At 67.1% G+C, this 20,867-nt stretch carries 19 protein-coding genes and 1 pseudogene; 13 read left to right on the top strand and 7 right to left on the bottom strand.

Translation table 11 applies throughout. The features are described 5' to 3' along the window. Positions 1-23: 23 nt before the first annotated feature. Both AB4Y40_RS06870 and AB4Y40_RS06865 read right to left on the bottom strand, forming a co-directional pair. Complete coding sequence (locus AB4Y40_RS06870; protein WP_368686993.1) at positions 24-1,310, bottom strand: cation:proton antiporter; 1,287 nt, start codon at positions 1,308-1,310, stop codon at positions 24-26. Between the two features lie 177 nt (positions 1,311-1,487). Next, positions 1,488-2,315 (bottom strand): DUF72 domain-containing protein, encoded by an 828-nt coding sequence (locus tag AB4Y40_RS06865; RefSeq protein ID WP_368686992.1) that lies wholly within the window; start codon positions 2,313-2,315, stop codon positions 1,488-1,490. A 184-nt stretch (positions 2,316-2,499) separates the two neighbouring features. Here AB4Y40_RS06865 and AB4Y40_RS06860 point away from each other — a divergent pair, with 184 nt between their 5' ends. After that, a complete protein-coding gene (locus tag AB4Y40_RS06860) occupies positions 2,500-2,904 on the top strand; it encodes a transposase (protein WP_342920871.1) in 405 nt (134 codons plus the stop codon). 48 nt (positions 2,905-2,952) lie between these two features. On the opposite strand, the gene AB4Y40_RS06855 is transcribed toward AB4Y40_RS06860, so the two are convergent. Continuing rightward, positions 2,953-4,626, bottom strand: coding sequence for an AAA family ATPase (locus AB4Y40_RS06855; RefSeq protein WP_368687117.1), 1,674 nt, complete (start codon positions 4,624-4,626; stop codon positions 2,953-2,955). Positions 4,627-4,830: 204 nt separating this feature from the next. Here AB4Y40_RS06855 and AB4Y40_RS06850 point away from each other — a divergent pair, with 204 nt between their 5' ends. Continuing rightward, positions 4,831-5,808: an acetyltransferase gene (locus AB4Y40_RS06850; protein ID WP_368686991.1), complete on the top strand. Its 978-nt coding sequence runs from the start codon at positions 4,831-4,833 to the stop codon at positions 5,806-5,808. Positions 5,809-5,824: 16 nt separating this feature from the next. Here the strand turns inward: AB4Y40_RS06850 and AB4Y40_RS06845 are convergent, their stop codons facing one another. Further along, the gene (locus AB4Y40_RS06845; RefSeq protein ID WP_368686990.1) at positions 5,825-8,260 is read right to left on the bottom strand and encodes a phosphoketolase; all 2,436 of its coding nucleotides are present in this window, start codon (positions 8,258-8,260) and stop codon (positions 5,825-5,827) included. A gap of 326 nt (positions 8,261-8,586) precedes the next feature. On the opposite strand from AB4Y40_RS06845, the gene AB4Y40_RS06840 reads away from it, so the two are divergent. The 8 genes from AB4Y40_RS06840 to AB4Y40_RS06805 all read left to right on the top strand — a co-directional run bounded on the left by AB4Y40_RS06840 (position 8,587) and on the right by AB4Y40_RS06805 (position 14,552). Then, positions 8,587-9,573, top strand: a complete 987-nt coding sequence (locus tag AB4Y40_RS06840) for a zinc-dependent alcohol dehydrogenase family protein (RefSeq protein ID WP_368686989.1) — start codon at positions 8,587-8,589, stop codon at positions 9,571-9,573. A gap of 155 nt (positions 9,574-9,728) precedes the next feature. After that, the gene (locus AB4Y40_RS06835; protein ID WP_368686988.1) at positions 9,729-10,190 is read left to right on the top strand and encodes a universal stress protein; all 462 of its coding nucleotides are present in this window, start codon (positions 9,729-9,731) and stop codon (positions 10,188-10,190) included. 389 nt (positions 10,191-10,579) lie between these two features. Beyond that, entirely contained in the window at positions 10,580-11,131 is a 552-nt protein-coding gene (locus AB4Y40_RS06830; protein ID WP_368686987.1) for a hypothetical protein, read from the top strand. After that, positions 11,121-11,867, top strand: coding sequence for an acetoacetyl-CoA reductase (gene phbB, locus AB4Y40_RS06825; RefSeq protein WP_368686986.1), 747 nt, complete (start codon positions 11,121-11,123; stop codon positions 11,865-11,867). The genes AB4Y40_RS06830 and phbB overlap by 11 nt, the downstream gene beginning before the upstream one ends. A gap of 252 nt (positions 11,868-12,119) precedes the next feature. Further along, positions 12,120-12,551: an Hsp20/alpha crystallin family protein gene (locus AB4Y40_RS06820; RefSeq protein WP_368686985.1), complete on the top strand. Its 432-nt coding sequence runs from the start codon at positions 12,120-12,122 to the stop codon at positions 12,549-12,551. Positions 12,552-12,787: 236 nt separating this feature from the next. Further along, on the top strand, positions 12,788-13,000 hold the full coding sequence (locus tag AB4Y40_RS06815; protein ID WP_368686984.1) for a hypothetical protein: 213 nt from the start codon (positions 12,788-12,790) through the stop codon (positions 12,998-13,000). A 158-nt stretch (positions 13,001-13,158) separates the two neighbouring features. Continuing rightward, positions 13,159-13,320, top strand: coding sequence for a hypothetical protein (locus AB4Y40_RS06810; protein WP_368686983.1), 162 nt, complete (start codon positions 13,159-13,161; stop codon positions 13,318-13,320). 242 nt (positions 13,321-13,562) lie between these two features. After that, entirely contained in the window at positions 13,563-14,552 is a 990-nt protein-coding gene (locus tag AB4Y40_RS06805; protein ID WP_368686982.1) for a hypothetical protein, read from the top strand. Positions 14,553-14,620: 68 nt separating this feature from the next. Here AB4Y40_RS06805 and AB4Y40_RS06800 read toward each other — a convergent pair whose 3' ends face one another. Continuing rightward, a complete protein-coding gene (locus AB4Y40_RS06800; protein WP_368686981.1) occupies positions 14,621-15,439 on the bottom strand; it encodes an SH3 domain-containing protein in 819 nt (272 codons plus the stop codon). 281 nt (positions 15,440-15,720) lie between these two features. On the opposite strand from AB4Y40_RS06800, the gene AB4Y40_RS06795 reads away from it, so the two are divergent. Next, positions 15,721-17,043, top strand: a complete 1,323-nt coding sequence (locus AB4Y40_RS06795; protein WP_133186864.1) for a TIGR00366 family protein — start codon at positions 15,721-15,723, stop codon at positions 17,041-17,043. A 40-nt stretch (positions 17,044-17,083) separates the two neighbouring features. Here the strand turns inward: AB4Y40_RS06795 and AB4Y40_RS06790 are convergent, their stop codons facing one another. Both AB4Y40_RS06790 and AB4Y40_RS06785 read right to left on the bottom strand, forming a co-directional pair. Then, entirely contained in the window at positions 17,084-17,455 is a 372-nt protein-coding gene (locus AB4Y40_RS06790) for a DUF488 domain-containing protein (RefSeq protein WP_368687116.1), read from the bottom strand. A 42-nt stretch (positions 17,456-17,497) separates the two neighbouring features. Beyond that, positions 17,498-18,097, bottom strand: a pseudogene (locus AB4Y40_RS06785) (uracil-DNA glycosylase family protein); the annotation flags it as partial. Positions 18,098-18,308: 211 nt separating this feature from the next. On the opposite strand from AB4Y40_RS06785, the gene AB4Y40_RS06780 reads away from it, so the two are divergent. Together AB4Y40_RS06780 and AB4Y40_RS06775 are read left to right on the top strand one after the other, a co-directional pair. Next, the gene (locus tag AB4Y40_RS06780) at positions 18,309-19,367 is read left to right on the top strand and encodes a patatin-like phospholipase family protein (RefSeq protein WP_368686980.1); all 1,059 of its coding nucleotides are present in this window, start codon (positions 18,309-18,311) and stop codon (positions 19,365-19,367) included. Then, entirely contained in the window at positions 19,364-20,851 is a 1,488-nt protein-coding gene (locus AB4Y40_RS06775) for a GntP family permease (protein ID WP_368686979.1), read from the top strand. Before AB4Y40_RS06780 ends, AB4Y40_RS06775 begins: the two co-directional genes overlap by 4 nt. Positions 20,852-20,867: the final 16 nt, after the last annotated feature.

Raw genomic sequence — 20,867 nt, 5'->3', positions numbered from 1 at the left:
CGGTCGGGGCGAAGCGCCGCGCGTCAGCCGGAAGTGTGTGGCGCGATGCCGAGCCAGCGCGCCACCCGCCCCAACGTGAGGCCGTTGCAGAGCAGATTCAGCAGCACGAAGGCAGCGGCCATGGCGGCCGCGAACGCGCGGGTGTCGGGCGATAGCGCGTCGTTGCGCGCGACGCAGATCGCGAGCGTGAGCGTGACCGGCCCGCGCACGCCGCCCCACGCGATCAACCATTGATGCGCGCGCGGCAACGGCTTGCAGATGCCAAAGCGGCTCAGCAGCGGCACGAAGATCGTCAGGATGCCGAAGCGGCTCAGGGTGGCGGCCAGCAGCGCGAGCCCGAGCGGGAGGGCGTCGCGCAGATGCAGCTTGTGCACCAGACCGGGCACGCGCGCAGACGCGAGCAGAAAGACAGCGGCGGAGGCGATGCCAGCCTGGTACGCCCAAAGCTGGCGAAACAGCCCCTGGCTCGCGGCGGGCTGGCGTGTTCGCATGAGCTGGCTGGCCGCGAGGCCCGCGCACACCACGGCGGCCACGCCGGAAACGTGAAGCCCGTGTTCCGCGGCCGGATAGAGCAGCGTGGGCAGCGCGAGCGAGAGCGCGTACTCGGAAAAAGGCAGGCTACGCAGCGCGCTCGACGTCGCGACGAAAAGCGCTCCCGCGAGCGCCCCGAACGCACAGCCGCCGACGAGCGAAACGAGGAAGCCTGCGAGCGGATAGCCGTGCGTGTGCGCAGCGGACGGCGTGAGGATCAGCGCGCCAGTGAGGAGCGTGGAGATGCTGATGGCGGCGGCATCGTTGAGCAGGCTTTCGCCCTCGACCAGCCGGATCAGGCGGTCGGGCGCGCCGCTGTTGCGAAACAGCGCGATCACGGTGGACGGATCCGTCGTGCTGACGATGGCGCCGAGCAGCAGGCACACGATCAGGCTCTCGCCGCTGCTGATCCACGTGGCGAGGCCAACGGCTGTCGCGGCGGCCACCACGGCGCCGATCGCGAGCAACAGGATGGGCGCGAGATCGGCAAGCAGTCCGCGCGTATCGACCTGCAACGCCGCTTCGAAGAGGATGGGCGGCAGGAAGATCCAGAGATAGGCCTCGGGCGGAAGCGATGGCGTGAGCAACGGGACGACGCTCGCAGCGGTGAAGCCGGGCGCGACGTGGCCCAGGGCGAGGTAGCCGGCGCCGAGCAGGACGCCGGCGCTGGTCAGGCCGAACGAATCGGAGAGGCGAAAGCGCTGTGCAGCGGCATGGCAGAGCGCGATGATGAGGAGCAGGATACCGGCGCGGATGGTGAATTCGATTGCGGTTTGCAAAGGCAGGACACTCCGTGGTGCGGTTGGGCGGCGGGAGCGACAGTGCCCGCAACGCATCGATTCAGTATCCCGCTGCGTTGCAAGATTGCATGTTGATACATATCAACTCGCAGCTGACGAAGTCATGACGGCGGCGTTACGGTCTTTTACGTGTCGGATGAGATGCGCCGTGCGCGGCTAGCTCGCGCCGACGCGCTCGATCAGCGCCATGGCTGCCGCCGGGTTGCGCTCCTTGAAGCCGCTGATGACGTAGAGATACACGTCCCGGCCGGCCTTGGCGGCGAGCGGCTTTGCGTAGGTGGCGAGGTCGTCGGGGGTATCACCGTGCGACCACGCGAGCGCGCGCTTCGCCCAGAGGTCGAGGTCGGCGGGAGCGTAGCCCTGCGGGTGGCCCTGCACGGTTCCCATGATGCGGGCATAGACGAACGGGGCGCTCGTGTCGCCGATCAGCGGGTAGCTGGAATCGCCGCTGATGACGATCGCCGCCTTGTGCTTGCGCGCGAGCGCGACGAATTCCGGCGTGCAGAAGCTCTCGTCGCGCACTTCGAGCGCATGGCGCAGCGGGCGGCCTTCGGCTTCGTCCGGCAGCAGTTCGAGAAATCGTGCGTAGTCCTCGGGATCGAAGCGCTTGCCTGGCGTGATCTGCCAGTTGATCGGCCCGAGCTTGTCGCGCAGGTTCAACACGCCGCCGCTCAGGAAGCGCTCGATCGTGACCCCGGCTTCGGCCAGCACGCGGCGATTCATTGCGAAGCGCGGGGCCTTCAGCGAGAACACGAAGTCGTCGGGTGTTTCGTCGTGCCAGCGCGTGAAGCTTTCCGGGCGCTGCGCGCCGTAGTACGTACTGTTGATTTCCAGCGTCGAGAGATGACGGCTCGCATATTCGAGCTCGCGGCGCTGCGCAAGGCCGTCGGGATAGAACGCGCCACGCCACGGCGCATAGATCCAGCCGCCCACGCCGACGCGTATCCGGCCGTGCCGGGCTTTTGAAGTGGATGAGGGCGCCATGGGAAATCCGTCATCGAAGCCGGGATGGCGCAGTGTAGCGCAGCACCGGCCACGGCCGCTGGTTAGCGTGCCGATTCCGAACCGGCGAGTTCATCTCGATTTTTAGGCATAGTCCGATATTTTCTTGTGCGTTGTGAGGCTACTTTAGTCCTGTTGTGTCAGATAACTTTACAGGGACCATCAGATGTCTTCCCGCATATCTCCGGAACTTACCGATGCGCAGTGGCGCAGCATCGCGCCCATGTTTCACGAAATCCGCGTTGACGGTCGCCGCCGCGGGCGCCCGGCGCACAATCCTCGTCACGTTTTCGCGGGCATCCTTTGGGTACTGGCCACCGGCTCGGTCTGGTCGAAATTGCCCGAGCAGTATCCCGATTTCCGCACCTGCCATCGCCGCTTCAAGCTGTGGTTCGACGCCGGTCTCGTGCATCACGCCATGGAGCGACTGCACGGCGAGGAAGGCCTCGCCCTGTGCGCGGCCATGGCGGCACGCATGCAGCCTTGGCGCGCGCCGGCCGGCCGCAAGCCGCGCTTTCCGGTGGCGTCCTCGCTGCGCTGGCCGCTCGCGCGGCCTTTCGTGGAGCGATAAGCGGGCACGGCGCCGCCTTCTGCGGCGGATCATCAGTCCGCCGCAGCTTCAGATCTCCCCATCCTCCGCACCCATGCGTGCGAACAGCGGCGCCCACCACGGCTCGCGCGAGAACGCCCCGATTTCCACGTCGGTATTGAGATCAACGGTGCGCTGCCGTTCGCGCGCATCGAGTGGATCCGCTTGCGCCAATTGTGCGGCGAGCACGTCGGCCCCGGCGTCGGAAGCGTCGCGTGGCCCGCGGGCGCGAACGTTCACACGTTCGGCGAGCCGCGCTTGCGGCGCGTGAAAGTTCAGGATCAGCATTGGCCGGTTCAGCTCACGCGCGAGCGCTGCGAAACGCGCGCGATGCGTTGCCTTGAGAAACGTCGCGTCGACTAGCGCCGTGTAGCCCGCGTTCAGCACGTCGCGCACGTGGGCGACGAGGCGTTCGTAATGCGCGTCGACTGCGGTTTGCGTGTAGGCGCTTGCCGGCAGCGCCTCGAGCGAGGGCGGCGCGAAGGGCTCGAGCCGCTTGCGTTCGAGATCGCTCGACACGCGGATCGCCCCGCTCAATTCGGCGAACGCGCGGCTTGCCACCGACTTTCCCGATCCCGAAAAGCCGTGGCAGAGCAGAAGCCAGGGCGCGGGCTTGCGCACGGCGCGCGCTTCGCCGGCCGCGAGCGCCAGGTAGCGCGTGGCGGCGCCTGCGCCCGCTTGCGCGTCGGACCGCGCGCGCGATCCCGCCTTGAGCATCGCGACCAAAGCCCGCACCAGCGCGCGATAGACGATATTGAGCCGCAACGCCGCGAGCCCGGCGAAATCGCCCGTCGCTTCGAGGTAGCGATTGAGCAGACGGTGGGCATAGGCGGCGTGGCCGTGCGCGCGCAGATCCATCAGCAGGAACGCAAGATCGCAGGTCACGTCGATCCAGCGCAGTTCGTCGCTGAACTCGATGCAATCGAACATCAGCGCGTGTCGCCCGTAGCGCACGATGTTGTCGAGATGCAGGTCGCCGTGGCAGGCGCGCACGAATCCGTCCGCGCGGCGGGCGTCGAGGTGCGGCGCGAGGCGTGCGAGTTCGCTTTCGCAAGTCGCGCGCAACGCGGCGCTTGCCACCGCGTGTGCCGTGCGCGGATCCGCTTCGAGGGGCGCGAGTGCCGCGAGCACCTGGTCGCGCAGCAGGGCTGCCGAGCCGAGGCGCGCCGCGGGCGCCATCGGTCCGCGTCCGGCCCGGCGCGCATGCCGATGGCTCGCGGCGAGGCTGGTTGCGGCCGCATCGATATCGGCCGTGCCCAGTTCGCCGTGCGCGAGCAGGTTCGAATACAGCAGACGCTGGTCGAAGCGGCGCATACGCACCGCATAGTCGATGACTCTGGCGTTGCCGCGCACGCCGCGCCTGGGCCTGAGCCTGCAACGACGGCCATCAAAAAATAGCTCGCCCGTGTCGCGATAAATCGGTCCCGCGAAGGGCGCATTCAGACGAATCTCTGCTTCGCAGCAGCGGAGTCGGGCATCGAGCCGCACAAAATTGACGAAGCCGAAATCGACGGGCTTCATGATCTTGTACGCATACCGCCCGGCGAGATACACCACGGAAATATGCGTTTCGATGCGCACGATGCGCCCGGCCGGGTGCGCATACGTGGAGGCACGCGAGAGCGCGGCGTCCACGAGGCGACTGTGGCGGCGCGCCGTGCGCTGACGGTTGAGGACATGGTGTGAGATCGGCGTGTCGGACATCGGCGTGGCTATCGTGGGAATGGAGGGATACGGGGCGATACGCGTCGGAACCAGCATACCGCGAGCCAGCGCGGGAAGACCGTCGCGCGGCATGTCAAGGCTTGATCGAAGCGATCTGCGTGGGCATCGGCGTCTCGTACCTTTTGTGCAATCCGGGGAGGCTGCGCGATACTGTCAAGTTCAACCCAACGGAATTCCGGAGACATGGCGCATTTCGACGTATTCAATGGCGACGCAGACGGTATCTGCGCGCTGCATCAACTGCGGCTCGCAAGGCCGCGCGAGGCGACGCTCATCACCGGCGCGAAGCGCGACATCGCGCTCGTCGAGCGCGTGCCCGCCCAGCCGGGCGATTCGCTCACGGTTCTCGACATTTCGTTCGACGTGAATCGCAAGGCGCTCACCGCGCTGCTCGCGAAGGACGTCGCGGTCGAATATTTCGACCATCACCACGCGGGCGACCTGCCTGTGAACAGGAATCTCGTCGCGCACATCGACACGACGGCGCAGGTCTGCACGAGCGTGCTCGTCGACCGCCATCTCGCCGGCCGCTACCGGCCGTGGGCGATCGCGGCGGCCTGGGGCGACAACCTGCCCGACACTGCGCAGGCGCTTGCCCAGCAGGCCGGGCTCGATGCCGCGCAGGCCGGGCAGCTGCGCGAGCTTGGCGAGTCGATCAACTACAACGCTTACGGCGACTGCGTCGAAGATCTCATGATCGCGCCGCTCGATCTGTACGCGGCGATGAAGCCCTATGCCGACCCGTTCGATTTCATCGCCTCGGAGCCCATCGTCGGACAGCTCGCCCGTTGCCGTCACGGCGATCTCGAACTGGCCCAGGCGATCGCACCGCTCGTCGCGCTCCAGTACGGCAGCGTTTGCGTGTTGCCCGACGAGCCGTGGGCGCGCCGCGTGCGCGGCGTGTTCGCCAACGTGCTCGCCAACGAGGAACCCTCGCGCGCGCACGCGGTGCTGAGCGTGAACGCGGACGGCAACTACGCGGTGAGCGTGCGCGCGCCGCTCACGGAACCGCGCGGCGCGGATGAACTCTGCCGCGCGTTCCCCGGCGGAAACGGCCGGGTGGGCGCGGCGGGCATCGATTGTCTCGAATCGAACCGGCTCGACGCGTTCGTCACCGCGTTCGCGCGCGTGTTTGGGCGTACGAAGCCGGCTGCGACCTGAGCGGCGCAAGGCGCAACTACGCCGTGTCGCCCGAACCCTGCGCGCCGCGCGCCGCCGGCCAGCGCCAGTTACGGATTTCGGGCATGTCGTCGCCGTACTCGTCCACGTAGCGGCGGTGCGCGGCCAGCTTGTCGTGCAGCGTCTGACGCAGGTGCGCCGCGCGCTGCGCGAGTCCGTCCACACGGTCGATCACGGCTTCGCACAGGTGAAAGCGGTCGAGCCGGTTGAGCACCGTCATGTCGAACGGCGTGGTCGTCGTGCCTTCCTCGATGAAGCCGTGCACGTGAATGTTCGCGTGATTGGCGCGCCGGTAGGTGAGCTTGTGGATCAGCGTCGGATAGCTGTGGTGCGCGAAGATCACCGGCTTGTCGGTCGTGAAGAGCGCGTTGAAATCGGCGTCGGGCAGACCGTGCGGGTGACGGTCGGCGGGTTGGAGCGTCATCAGGTCCACCACGTTCACCACGCGGATCTTCAGGTCGGGCAGGCAGGTGCGCAGCAGATCCACGGCGGCCAGCGTCTCCATGGTCGGGACGTCGCCAGCGCAGGCCATCACCACGTCGGGCTCGCCGTCGTCGTCGTTGCTCGCCCATTGCCAGATGCCGATACCGTCCGCGCAGTGGCGAATGGCGGCGTCCATGTCGAGCCATTGCGCCTGCGGCTGCTTGCCCGCCACGATGATGTTGATGCGGTTCCAGGTGCGCAGCACATGGTCCGTCACGGCGAGCAGCGTGTTGGCGTCGGGCGGCAGATACACGCGCACCGTGTCCGACTTCTTGTTCACCGCATAGTCGATGAAGCCCGGGTCCTGATGGCTGAAGCCGTTATGGTCCTGGCGCCACACGTGCGAGGTGAGCAGATAGTTGAGCGAGGGCAGTGGGCGCCGCCACGGAATCTCGCGGATCACCTGCAGCCACTTCGCGTGCTGGTTGAACATCGAATCGATGATGTGGATGAACGCCTCGTAGCACGACATGAAACCGTGGCGGCCCGTGAGCAGATAGCCTTCCAGCCAGCCCTGACAGGTGTGCTCGGAGAGGATTTCCATCACGCGGCCGTTGGTGGCGAGCTGGACGTCGTCGGGCGTGACTTCCGCGAGCCACGTGCGCGACGTCACATCGAATACATCGCTCCAGCGGTTCGACGCGGTTTCGTCGGGGCCGAAGATGCGGAAGTTGCGGGTGGCGTCGTTCACGCGCATCACTTCGCGCAGGAACGCGCCCATCACGCGCGTGGCTTCGGCGTCCACCTGACCGGGTGCGGGCACCGCCACGGCGTGGTGCTCGAAGGGCGGCACGCGCAACTCGCGCACGCGGCCGCCGCCGTTCGAACGCGGGTTCGCGCTCATGCGCTTTTCGCCTTGCGGCGCGAGCGCGGCGATGTCGGGCACGAGGCGGCCTTGCGCGTCGAACAGTTCCTCGGGCTTGTAGCTGCGCATCCAGCCTTCGAGCAGCGCGAGGTGCCCCGGCTTCGAGATGTTGGCGAGCGGCACCTGGTGCGAGCGCCACGAGCCTTCGGTCTTCTGGCCATCCACGGTTTTCGGGCCCGTCCAGCCCTTGGGCGTGCGCATGACGATCATCGGCCAGCGCGGGCGCACATAGCCGGGCGGCAGGTTGCCGTGTTCGTCCGCGAGTTCGCGCGCAGTCTTCTGGATGCGCGCGATGTCGTCGAACGCGGTGTCGAGCGCGGCGGCCATCAGGCGATGCGCGACGTCCGGCTCCTCGGCCTCCACGAAAATCGGCTCGTGGCCGTAGCCCTTCATCAGCGAGGCGAGTTCGTCGTCGCCGATACGCGCGAGCACGGTCGGCCCCGCGATCTTGTAGCCGTTCAGATGGAGGATGGGTAGCACCGCGCCGTCGGTGGCGGGATTGAGGAACTTGTTCGAGTGCCAGGCAGTGGCGAGCGGGCCCGTCTCGGCTTCGCCGTCGCCCACCACGCAGGCGACGATCAGATCCGGGTTGTCGAACACCGCGCCGTAGGCGTGCGAGAGCGCGTAGCCGAGTTCGCCGCCTTCGTGGATCGACCCCGGCGTTTGCGGTGCGACGTGGCTCGGGATGCCGCCCGGAAAACTGAACTGCTTGAAGAGCGCGGCCATGCCTTCGACGTCGAGCGGCACGTTCGGCCAGGTTTCGCTGTAGGTGCCTTCGAGCCAGGTGTTCGCGACGACAGCGGGGCCGCCGTGGCCCGGCCCCGCGAGAAACAGCACGTCGAGATCGCGCGCGTTGATGATACGGTTCAGGTGCGTGTACAGAAAGTTCAGGCCCGGCGTGGTGCCCCAGTGGCCGAGCAGGCGCGGCTTCACGTGCGCGAGCTGCAGCGGCTCGCGCAACAGCGGATTGGCGAGCAGATAAATCTGGCCAACCGAGAGATAGTTGGCCGCGCGCCACCAGGCGTCCATGCGGCGCAGCAGGTCGTCGGAGAGCGGCGGGTAGGCAGGGGTGTCGGTGGCGTTCATGCGGAGCTCCGGTTGCGCGGCGGCGGAAGGCGGACCGAGGCGGACTGCGTGCGCGACGCGGCGGTGCGCGTGGCGCGAGCGTGCGGCCCTCACGGCGGACGGACTCCGCGCGCGAGGCCGGGCGGCGGCCCTCGTGTCCTGTGGGATTCGTCTTATGGTGCCACGATCGCGCGGCACGCCACGCGTGGATGTCCTGTGGCGGCGTGTCGCATCGCGGTAGCTGCGCCGCAGCGCGCAATGCACGACAGCCCGCGGTCCGATTGCATAACATGCTTTTATGGTGATCGATGCGGCGGGTCCGCCGCGTTCCGGCGAGGAGGAAAGCGATGCGGGCAATGCTGTTCGACGGCGAGAATCCGCGGCTGCGCGAAGCCGATCTACCCGATCCGGTGCCGAGCGCGGGCGAACTGCTGATCGACGTGCGCGCGTGCGGCGTGTGCCGCACCGACCTGCACGTCGTGGACGGCGATCTCGCTCAGCCGAAAAAGCCGCTCATTCCCGGCCACGAGATCGTCGGCACGGTGGCGGCGCTCGGGGCCGGCGTGACGGGTTTCGCGCCCGGCGACCGCGTGGGCGTGCCGTGGCTCGGGCACACCTGTGGCCATTGCCGTTTCTGCGCCGACGGGCGCGAGAATCTCTGCGACGCGCCCGGCTTCACGGGCTACACGATCGACGGCGGCTATGCCACGCGCACCGTCGCCGACGCCCGCTTCTGCTTCCATCTGCCGCGCCAGTACAGCGACGTCGAGGCCGCGCCGCTCCTCTGCGCGGGACTCATCGGCTATCGCTCGCTCGCGATGGCGGGCGATGCACGGCGCATCGGCATCTACGGCTTCGGCGCGGCGGCGCATATCGTCGCGCAGGTCGCCCGCCACCAGGGGCGCACGGTATACGCGTTCACGCGTCCGGGCGATGCGGCGGCGCAGCAGTTCGCGCGGCGCCTCGGTGCGACGTGGGCGGGCGGCAGCGACGAGCGCGCGCCCGAGGAACTCGACGCGGCACTGCTGTTCGCGCCGGTCGGCGCGCTCGTGCCCGCCGCGCTACGGGCGCTGACGAAGGGCGGCACGGTCGTGTGCGGCGGCATCCATATGAGCGACATTCCCTCGTTTCCTTACGCATGGCTGTGGGAAGAGCGGCGCATCGTCTCGGTGGCGAATCTCACGCGCGAGGACGGCACGACCTTCATGGCGATCGCCGCGCGGCGCAAGCTCGAAATCGAGACCACGCCGTACCCGCTCACGCGCGCGAACGAGGCGCTGGCCGATTTGCGCGAGGGACGGCTCACGGGCGCGGCGGTGTTGACGATGCGCTGAGCCGGTCGGGTGGATCACGCTGCCGACGCAGCAGAGACAACGGGTCGCACTGGCCGGGGCGCGCATCCGTACCCAAATGCGCTACAACGAACTTTATCTAGATAGCGCGCGCCGGGAGCCGGTGCGCAACATGGGCAAGGCCCGGGAGGTCCACGATGTACAAGCAGATTCTGGTAGCGGTCGATGGCAGCCGCAGCGGCCGGCGCGCGCTCGATGAGGCCGTGAAGATCGCGAAAGCGACGGGCGGCGCCGTTCAGGCGCTGTGTGTCGTGCGGCATCCGGCGCGGCTCGTGGACGTGAGTTCGGGCTTCGCCGAAGAACAGGCGCGCCATTCGGCGGAAAACGACGCGGCAACGGCGGCGCTCGAAGAAGCAAAACAGGTGTTCGCCCAGGCTCAGGTGCCGGGCACCACGCGCGCAGCCGATTCGAGCGGCGAGGAGATCGCCGCCGTGATCTCGCGCATCGCCGCCGAGGACGGCGCGGACCTCGTCGTGATGGGCACGCGCGGCTTGTCAGGCATGAAGCGCATCTTGCTCGGCAGCGTGGCCGAATCGTTCCTGCGCATGGCGGACCGGCCGGTGATGCTGGTGCGCGCCGAAGAGGCGCCGGCCGCCTGACCGGGGCACCCGGGTCCACCGGCCGGTTCGCGTCGAGGGCGCGATCGGCCGGGCAGCGTTCCCGCCCTTACAGTCCGTCGCGAAATACCCGCAATGACAAGCCTGGTTTTGACTCGCTGCGCATCAGCTATCTCGAAATGTGACATCGATCAAGCGACAAATCGCCCATTCGGCGCGCGGGCGCCCGTCTTACTGCCTATGATGTTGGCTTGAGCCGGCTGTCTTGCGAACACACGGCACTCCGAAGCATCCCGTTCCCCATCGTCGCGCGTGAAGCGCTTTTATTTCGCTCGCCGCAGCCCGCGTCCCGTCGCGGTCCACCGCGGTCCCTTTGGCAGCAAACGCATCCGGCCGCGCCGGGCGAAAGCTACATAAGGAGGAGATTGACCATGGCAACCGCTTCCCATCCCTCATTCGACGCCGCCTCGCTCGGCAACGCGATGGGCGCCTCGTTCGACACTTACCGTACCAACACGTCGGCCGCGCTGCGCTTGCTCGCCGGGCAGCAGCAGTGGCGCGAGCAGATGTTGAAGCTGGAGCAGCGCCGCATCGCGCGCGACCGCGAGGCGGTCGAAGGCCTGCTCGAATCGTTGCGCACCGCGCGCGACTGGACCGATTTCGCGGTAGCCACGCAATCGGTATGGCGCAACTATCTCGGCGCCAGCACCACGCTCTGGCAAGAGGGCGTCGCGGCGGCGATGCAGGGCGCGAGCACGTGGTCCGACAGTGCACGCGACTTCACGCAGCAGTGGCAGGAGGCCTGCGCGGGCGCGCAAGCCAGCGCTTCCAAGGTGCCGGGCGCGTTGCCGATGCGCGAGTGGATGAACGCCTTCGAGCGCGCGATGAGCAGCGCCCCCAATGGCGCCGCGCATCCGGGCAAGGCGGCGGGCGCAGGCCGTGCGCAGGGCGCGAGCGCGGGAGGAGGCCAGCATGGCCACTAAGCGCGTTGCTTTCGTCACGGGCGGCATGGGCGGACTCGGCGAGGCGATCAGCCGGCGCCTGCACGACGCGGGCATGACCGTCGCCGTCTCGTGCTCGGCGGCGAACACGCGCGCCGATGCCTGGCTTGCCGCCGAACGCGCGGCGGGCCGCGACTTCGGCTGCCACCAGATGAACGTCGCCGACTGCGATGCCTGCGAGCGCGCGGCGCAGCAGGCACTCGACGATCTCGGCCAGGTGGACGTGCTCATCAACAACGCGGGCATTACGTGCGACCGCAGCTTCGTGAAGATGTCGAAAGCCGATTGGGATTCGGTAATGCGCACCGATCTCGACGCGCTCTTCAACGTGACGAAGCCGTTCCTGCCCGGCATGATCGCGCGCGGCTTCGGGCGCATCATCAATATCGGCTCGGTCAACGGCTCGCGCGGCGCTTTCGGCCAGACCAACTATTCGGCGGCGAAGGCAGGCGTGCATGGCTTCACGAAGGCGCTCGCACTGGAAGTGGCGAAGAAGGGCGTGACGGTGAACACCGTGTCGCCGGGCTATCTCGCCACGCAAATGGTGGAAGCCGTGCCGCAAGACGTGCTGGACGCGCGCATCCTCCCGCAGATTCCGGTAGGCCGTCTCGGCCAGCCGAACGAGGTTGCGGCACTGGTGGCGTTCCTCTGTTCGGACGACGCGGCGTTCATCACCGGCGCCGATATCGCGATCAACGGCGGCATGCATATGCAATGACGCGCCGCGCTGCGATGCAAATATTTCGCGTGCGGCGAAAAAAAGGGGCTTGCAAACACGCGAGGTGCCTTCATGTTGGAACGGTAAGCGGCAGCGACCGCGCCGCGCGAGCGGCGCGCTTCGTTGCCGGCGATTCTCCGTCGTTGGCCGCAGAGAAGTCGTGCATCTGCGCCATCTGACAGTGAATTTAGGAATCCGATGCAACGTCGTCGTTGCGTCGACACGAAAATCGTTCAGCCCATGGAGGCATCAATGAGCACTATCTCGCGTTACGATCCGTTTTCGATGGAAGGTGTGCCCGATCTGTTTCACGGGCTGTTCCGGCCGTTGCGTGCCACGAGCGGCGTGGAAGGGCAGGTGGCGAGTATCCGCATCGACGTGACGGAAGACGAGGCCGGTTTCACGGTGAAGGCCGAAATGCCCGGCGTCGACCGGAAAGATATCGACGTGAAAATCGATGGCAATCTCGTGTCGATTGCCGCGAAAGTCGAGCGCGGCAGCGAGCTGAAGGAAGGTGAGCGCGTGGTGCGTCGCGAGCGTTATGCGGGCAGCGTGAGCCGCGCGTTCACGCTCGCCGCGGAAATCGACGATGCAAAGGCGAGCGCGCAATACAAGGATGGCGTGCTGACGCTGACGCTACCGAAGCGGGCCGCAGGCGCCAGTAAGCGCCTCGAAATCAACTAAGGCTCAAGAGGCGTTGAGCGGGCGGCGCGCAGGCTGCATATCGTGCAGCTGCGCGCCGCTTTCTTGCTTCAGACACCGGCGCGTAACACAGCGAAACACGACTGTAGCGAAACTGTACGATTGACTCGCTATGCTGGGATGACTCAAGCCCACGGCCCTTCGGTCGATTGCTTTTCGGGCAGGTGGCTGGAATCGGTGCTTACGCTTCGATTCAGGCCAACAACTGGAGAGACCTGATGCTCAGTCACCACGAACTAGCGACCTTGCTGCTGATCCGTGATGCGGACGCGCCGATGCAGATGCTCGATTCCGATTTCCTGGCGCTGCAGCGCTATCGTCTCGTCGAAATGGACGAGGCTGCCGGCGACCCCACGCTGCGCCTCACCACCCGAGGTCGCGAACTGCTGCGGCGCCTCACACACGACGAGGGTGGCGAGCCGACTATGTGAGCGGCCGCCGTGCCCGGTCCTGCGCAGCAAGGCGTGTCAAGAGCGTTTCATCGAGCGCTACGCCCGTTACATCCGTGTAATACGCTGCGGAACACTCTGCGATACAGTGCTGGCTTTTGATTCCCACCCACGCTGTTTTCAGACGCAAGAGCCGAGTCATGAACGCCGTTACCAAGCCCGCTGTCCGCCTGTTCGCCCTGATTGCGTGCGCCGCGCTGTTCGCGCCGCTCGCCGCCGTCGCCCAACCGTACCACCACGAAGTGTGCCACGTCGAGCACGTTCACCATCACGCTGAGCGCGTCTGCCATCACGTGCGCTGATATTGCGCCGAGCGCGAAGCTGACTGCAGGAAAACGCCGCACTTTTTGTGCGGCGTTTCTTTTTTATTCATGTAATTAGGATGGCGAAATAAATATCGGAAGTTTGTTCTGCGTCATCCCGTAATTAATTGAAAGAGTGGGTTCACACAAAAAATGTCACGGCGCGGTATGCTCCGCGTTCCGTTGCATACGTTTTCCTTGCAGCGAGTCACGTCATCCCAACCGCAAGGCCAACGCACGCAATGAAGAACATCACGTCGCTAGCCGCAGCCGGTGTTGTCGGCAGCGCGCTCGCCATGGCTTCGGGGTCGGTTTGTGCGCAGGAATTCACGCTCTACACAGGGCCGCTCAAAAGCGGCGCCGATCACACCTATTCGTGGCAAATGGATTACACGGAGGGTTTCGGCCAGTATTTTGCCGGCAGCATTGCGTGGTTGAACGAAGGCCATATTCCGAACCATCACCGCGACGGCCAGGCGATCCAGGCGTGGGCGCGTTTGCCGCTCGCGCAGCGCCGCTTCGTGTTCGCGCTGGGTGTCGGGCCGTATCGCTATTTCGATACCGAGGCCGCGTCGCAGGGCCAGGGCTGGTCCGATACGCACGGCTGGGGCGTGCTCTACAGTGCGCGCGCCACGTGGTACTCCACGCATCGCTGGACGGCGAACCTGCAGCTCAACCGCGTGCAGGTGTCGCGCGGCCCATCGACGACATCGCTCATGCTAGGCGTGGGCTATCAGCTCGACGCGCCTGACACGCCCGGCCCGCGCGATTTCGCGTTGCCGCGCACGCAGAAGGTGACGAACAACGAGATCACGCTGATGGCGGGCGAGACGATCCTCAACAGCCTCGAATCGCAGACATCGGCGGCCGAGGCAATCGAGTACCGGCGCGGCATCAATTCCTTTCTCGACGCGACGGTGGGGTATCTGCACGAGGGCAATGGCATCTCGGCGCGACGCGATGGCGCGACCGCGCAGCTGTGGCTCACGCGCGCGTTCTTCGACGAGCGTCTCACGCTCGGGTTCGGCGCGGGCCTCTACGCGGCGATCCATCACGGTGAGCATCCCGACGAGCGTGATACCGGCGACGGGATTCTCTCGGGACTCGTCTCCATCTCGGCGTCCTATCGCTTCACGCAGCACTGGGCTGCGCGCGTCACGTGGAACCGCGTGGTCACGCGCTATAGCCGCGATACGGACGTGATCCTGGGTGGTATCGGCTACCGGTTCTGAGCGATGGTGATGTGGCCGGCGCGGGCATGCCGTGGTTTGGCATGGACTTGCTCGCGCGCGTCGCGACGTTAGCTACCCTGAGGCGGACGGCCACCACCACCGCCACCACCAGGCCCGCCGCCACCACCGCCACCACCACCGCCGCCACCACCAGGCCCGCCACCACCAGGCCCGCCCCCACTGCCCTGTGGTCGATTACTCCCGCCGCCGGACGGCCGCCCGCCGCCTTGCCCCTGCGGCCGGCCGCCGCCTTGCCCAGGCGGACGAGCATTGCCTTGTCCCGGCGGCCGCGCGTTCGCTTGACCGGGTGGCCGCGCGTTGTTGTTGCCGGGGCCTGCGCCGGGTGGCCGGTTTCCCTGGCCGGCATTGTTGTTGGGCGGACGATTCCCGCCGCCCTGGTTAGGCGGCCGTGCGCCGCCGGGCGGACGACCGACGGGCGGACGCGGCCGCACGGGCGGCGGCGGCACGGGCCGCGGCCCTGGATGGCGCGACCAGCGCGATTGATTGGAGTACCAGGGCCGGTCGCGGTAGTGCATGCCCCAGTACGCGCCGAGCGAGAACGTCACGATGGGCAGACCGATGCGCGGGCCATAGTTCATCACCGGCACGCGCTGTCCTTGCCACGGATAGCTGATGAAGGTGCCGTAGACCCAGCCGCGCAGGCCCGGAAAACCGATGTCGCACCAGCTGAAGCCGGCGACGCAGCCCCATACCGTTACCGCCACGCCACCCGGAATCTGGGCGACGATAGGAAAGTCGGCCGCAGGTCCTGCGTAGATGTTGACGGTCTGATTCGTGAATGCCTGCGACTGGGCGTGCGCGGGCGGCGAAGCCACGAACAGGCCGGCTAGCGCGGCGAGCACGACACCGAGAAACTGCTTGCGCATTGCTGCCTCCAGCTGGGTGGAATCACCCGGACATTTATTGAGATAGCAACCATAACGGTAGCAGATAAGACTTTTAGGGCGCGCCCAAGCATGTAACGGCTTATTTCGTGGGGGCGCACAATCACCGGTCAGGCGCGCGTTCGGCGCACATTCGGCGCACATTCGGAAATTCGCCGGCGTGGCGCACGCATTGTGCCGCGCTGTGCAAAAATCGCGGCCTCGGTTCGCAAAGAAGAAAACAGGCGACCGGTTCCGTATCAGCAGACGAGGAGCAGACCACCGTGATTCAGCGTATTTCCCAATTCTTTACCGGCGTAGTGCATCGGATCCTGCCGGATCCGCTCATCTTCGCCATCCTCCTCACCGTCGTGACCTTCGTGCTGGCGTTCGCGCTCACGCCGCAGCCGCCCGAAGCGCTCGTCTTGATGTGGGGTTCGGGCTTCTGGAACCTGCTCGCGTTCGCGATGCAGATGGTCCTGATTCTCGTGACCGGCCACGCGCTCGCCAGCTCCGGCCCGGTCAAGCGCATGCTGGTGGCGCTGGCGAGTTGCGCGCGCACGCCGGCCCAGGGCGTGATGCTGGTTGCATTCGTGGGTGCGATCGCTTGCGCGATCAACTGGGGCTTCGGCCTCGTGCTCGGCGCGATGTTCTCGCGCGAAGTGGCGCGGCGCGTGCGCGGCGCGGACTACCGGTTGCTCGTCGCCGCCGCGTACATGGGCTTTCTCACGTGGCACGGCGGCCTTTCCGGCTCGGTGCCGCTCGTCGCGGCTACGAAGGGCAACCCCATGGAAAAGGCCGTCGGCCTGATCCCTGTCTCGCAGACCATCTTCACGGGCTATAACGCGTTCATCACGATCGGCCTGATCGTGCTGCTGCCGATTCTCGTGCGTCTCATGATGCCGAAGCCCGAAGATGTCGTCTCGGTCGACCCCGCGCTGCTCGAAGATCCGCCGAGCGTCGAGCGCAAGCTCGGCCCCGACGCGACCTTCGCCGAGCGCATCGAGGAAAGCCGGGGGCTTTCGCTGCTGGTGGCGGCGCTGTGCTTCGTGTTTCTCGGCTTCCGCTTTCACACGAAGGGCTTCGCGCTCGACATCGATACCGTGAACCTCGTGTTCCTCGCGGCGGGCCTCGTGCTGCACAAGACGCCGATGGCCTACGCACGCGCCGTGGCCGGTGCCGCGAAGGGCGCCTCGGGCATCATGATCCAGTTCCCGTTCTACGCCGGCATTCAGGCGCTCATGGACCACTCGGGTCTCGCGGGCGTCATTACGAAGTGGTTCGTCGATATCGCGAACGTGCACACGTTTCCGCTGCTCGTATTTCTCAGCTCGGCGGTGATCAACTTCGCGGTGCCTTCGGGCGGTGGCCACTGGGTCGTGCAGGGGCCGTTCGTGATGCCGGCGGCGCAGGCGCTGGGCGCGGACCTCGGCAAGTCGGCGATGGCGATCGCTTACGGCGAGGCGTGGACCAACATGGCCCAGCCGTTCTGGGCGCTGCCCGCGCTCGCGATCGCAGGCCTCGGCGTGCGCGACATCATGGGTTACTGCGTGACTACGCTGCTGTTCTCGGGCGTGGTATTCGTCGCGGGGATGTATCTCTTCTGAGCGTCGAGCGTGAAACGGACGGCGCCTGCGCGCCGTCCGCTCATTTGTGCTTCACGTACTTCGCCAGATACTCGCGCAGCACGATCGCGTGATTGCGCTGGGTGTCATGGGAGCCATAGAGCAGGGTGATGTGCCCGTTCGCGGCCGCTTCGGCGAGCGGACGCCAGGCGTCGGGATTGGCGTTCAGCTCGGCCAGATAGCGCTTTTTGAATTCGGTCCACTGCTCCGGGTCCTTGTGGAACCATTGGCGCAATTCGGTGCTCGGCGCCACCTCCTTCAGCCATTCCACGTTCGCGAGTTTTTCCTTGCTCAGGCCGCGCGGCCACAGCCGGTCCACCAGATAGCAGTGGTGTCCGTCCCCGGGCAGCGGTTCGTAGACACGCTGGATATCGATTGCCGGTTTCGTCGTCATCGTCGGCTCCTTTTTAGTGGTGTGCGCGTGGCGGCCCGCGGGTGCCAGCAGTGCTTTTACGCGCTCCTGCAGTGCGGGCAGGACGTCGAGTTCGAACCACGGGTGGCGCTTGAACCATGCCTGATTGCGTGGCGACGGATGCGGCAGCGGCACGAAATTGGGTGCGTAGTCGCGCCAGGCCGCGACCGTCTCGGTGAGCGAGCCGCGGCGCTCGCTGCCCAGAAAATAGCGCTGGGCATACTGGCCGACGAGCAGGGTCAGGCGCACGCCACGCAACTGCTTGACGAGCCGCGCGTGCCACAGTGGGGCGCATTCCGGGCGCGGCGGGTTGTCTCCGCCGCCGCCGCGGCCGGGGTAGCAAAAGCCCATCGGCACGAGCGCGACCTGAGCGGCGTCGTAGAACGTTTCGCTGTCGATGCCGAGCCACGCGCGCAGCCGTTTGCCGCTCGCGTCGTCCCACGGCACGCCCGAGGCATGGACCTTGGCGCCCGGCGCCTGGCCGACGATCAGCAGGCTTGCCGTATCGCTCGCCTGCAGCACAGGGCGCGGCCCCAGCGGCAGCGCGTCGGCGCAGGCATGGCAGGCGCGGATTTCGGCGAGCAGTTCGGGAAGCGGGCTCGAGAGCGAAAGCGGCCCCCGCAGCGGATGGACATTCGACACAGCAAGGCGGGAAAGCGTGACGGGAGATCCAGTCTACCAAACGCCCTGGTGCGCCGCTGCGACCCGCCCGCGGCGTGCCGGCCGCAGCGCGATGCCAGCGCGCGTGAACCAGATTGCGCGCTGCGTCATTCTCGTGCGGCCGTTTACGCTTTTCCTGTAATCTCGCCCGTGGTCTGTCTGCAACGGAGCCGCAATGCCTGCCGAAGCCGAGACGTCAACCCGCACGACCCGCACCGAGCCCTTGCTCGTCGATCTCGCGCTGCAAGGCGGCGGCTCCCATGGCGCATACACATGGGGCGTGCTGGACCGCCTGCTCGAAGAGCCGTGGCTGCAGATCGAAGGCATTTCGGGCACCTCGGCGGGCGCGATGAACGCCGCCGTACTCGCGAGCGGCCATGCGCTGGGTGGCGCAGCCGGCGCGCGCGAGGCGCTCGAACGCTTCTGGCGCCGCGTGGCCGACGCCGCGCGCTTCAGCCCGTTCCGGCGCGGCCCCGTCGACATCCTGCTCGGGCGCTGGACGCTCGATCATTCGCCCGTGTTCGTCGCGCTCGACATGATGGCGCGCGTCGTCTCCCCGTATGACCTGAATCCGGGGCGGGTGAACCCGTTGCGCACGATCCTTGCCGACACGATCGACTTCGACGCGTTGCGCCGCTCGCGCATCAAACTCTTCGTCACGGCGACGCGGGTTTCGAACGGCCAGGCGCGCGTGTTCCGCAACGCCGACCTCACACCCGACGCGCTGCTCGCGTCGGCCTGCCTGCCCACGCTGTTCCAGGCCGTCGAGATAGACGGCGAACCCTACTGGGACGGCGGTTACGCGGGCAATCCCACGATTACGCCGCTGATTCGCGAGACCGATTCGGACGACACGATCCTCGTGCAGGTGAACCCCGTGGAACGCGCGGGCACGCCGCGCTCGGCGCGCGACATCATCAACCGCGTGAACGAGATCGCATTCAACTCGCCGCTAATCAAGGAGCTGCGCATGATGGCGCTGCTGCACAAGGTCGCCGACGCAGGCAGCGAGGAGGGCCGCCGCTGGGCGCATATGCGCCTGCATCGCGTGCATAGCGCGAAGCTCGTCACGCTGGGCTCGTCGTCGAAGCTCAACGCCGAGTGGTCGTTCATCACGATGCTGCGCGACGAAGGCCGCCGCACCGCCGATGAATTTCTCGCGCAGCATGGCGCGCAGATCGGCGAGACGTCCACGTTCAATTTCGAAGCGCTGCTCGAAGGGGTGCTGCAATGAGCGCGGGCACGCTCGTTATCGGCCTCGGGGGCATGCTCGCGAGTCTCGCGCTGCTGATCTGGCTCGCGTATCGCGGCTGGAGCGTGCTGCTGCTCGCGCCGCTGTGCGCCATGCTGGCCGCGCTCATTTCCGGCGAGCCGGTGCTCGCGCATTGGACGCAAACATTCATGTCGAGCACGGGCCGATTTCTCGCCCAGTTCTTCCCGCTCTTCCTGCTCGGCTCGCTGTTCGGCAAGCTGATGGAAGACAGCGGTTCGGTGGATGCCGTGGCGCGCCTCATGATCGACAAGCTCGGCACGCGCCACGCACTCGTGGCCGTGGTGCTGGGCGGCGCGCTCGTCACCTATGGCGGCGTGAGCCTGTTCGTCGCGTTCTTCGTGCTCGCCCCCATGGCGCAGGCGCTGTTTCGCTCCGCCGATATCCCGCGCCGCCTGATGCCCGCTGCGATCATGCTCGGCACGGCGACCTTCACGATGTCGGCGCTGCCCGGCACGCCCGCGCTGCAAAACGCCATTCCGATGCCGTTCTTCGGCACGACGCCGTTCGCGGCGCCGGGCCTTGGCGTGATCGCGAGCTTCGTGATGGCGGGCTTCGGCCTCTGGTGGCTCGGGCGCGCGGCGGCGGCGGCGCGGCGCAACGGCGAGGGCTTCGTCGAGCCCGACAACGGCGGCGCCGATGACGAAGAGCGTGGCAAGTCCTCGCTCGTGCGCGAGCGCGCGACCCTCGCACAAGCCTTCGATCCCGCCGAGATCGGCGGCGCTGCTGTGCCGGACCATGCCGGGCCGCCGTCGCCCTTCGCCGCGCTCGCGCCGCTCGTGGTCGTCGTGGGGATGAACTTCGTGATGAACGTCGTGGTGTTTCCGCGCATCGACGCCTCGTATCTCGCCGAACCGCGCTGGGGTGCGACCACGCTTTCGGCGGTGGCGGGCGTGTGGGGGGTCTCGGTTGCGCTCGCGCTCGGCATCATCGTGCTGGTGGCACTCAATCGCGGGCGGCTCGGCGCGCTGCGCGAAAGCGTCGATGCGGGTGCCAACGCGTCGGTGTTGCCCGTGCTGAGTGTGGGCAGCCTCGTGGGCTACGGCGCCGTGATCGCCGCATTGCCCGCGTTCGGGGCCGTGCGCGACTGGGTGCTCGGCATCGGCGGCGGCCCGCTCGTCTCGCTCGCCGTGGCCACCAACCTGCTAGCCGGGCTCACGGGCTCGGCCTCGGGCGGGTTGACCATTGCGCTCGACGCGCTCGGCGGCACCTACATGCAGCTCGCCGCCCAGCATGGCATCGATCCCGCGTTGCTGCACCGCGTGGCCGTGATGTCGTCGGGCACGCTCGACAGTCTGCCGCACAACGGCGCCGTCGTCACGCTGCTGGCCGTGTGCGGCTCGACGCATCGCGAAAGCTACCGCGACCTCGTGGTGGTGAGCATCGTCGGCGCGCTCATCGCGCTCGGCGTGGTGATCGTGCTTGGTTCGCTGTTCGGCAGTTTCTGAACATCGTTCCTGCGCG

The organism is Paraburkholderia sp. EG287B (assembly GCF_040965595.1).
Classification (GTDB): domain Bacteria; phylum Pseudomonadota; class Gammaproteobacteria; order Burkholderiales; family Burkholderiaceae; genus Paraburkholderia.
The sequence above is the reverse complement of the archived record's forward strand: the minus strand, read 5'-3'. Positions and strand labels throughout refer to the sequence as shown.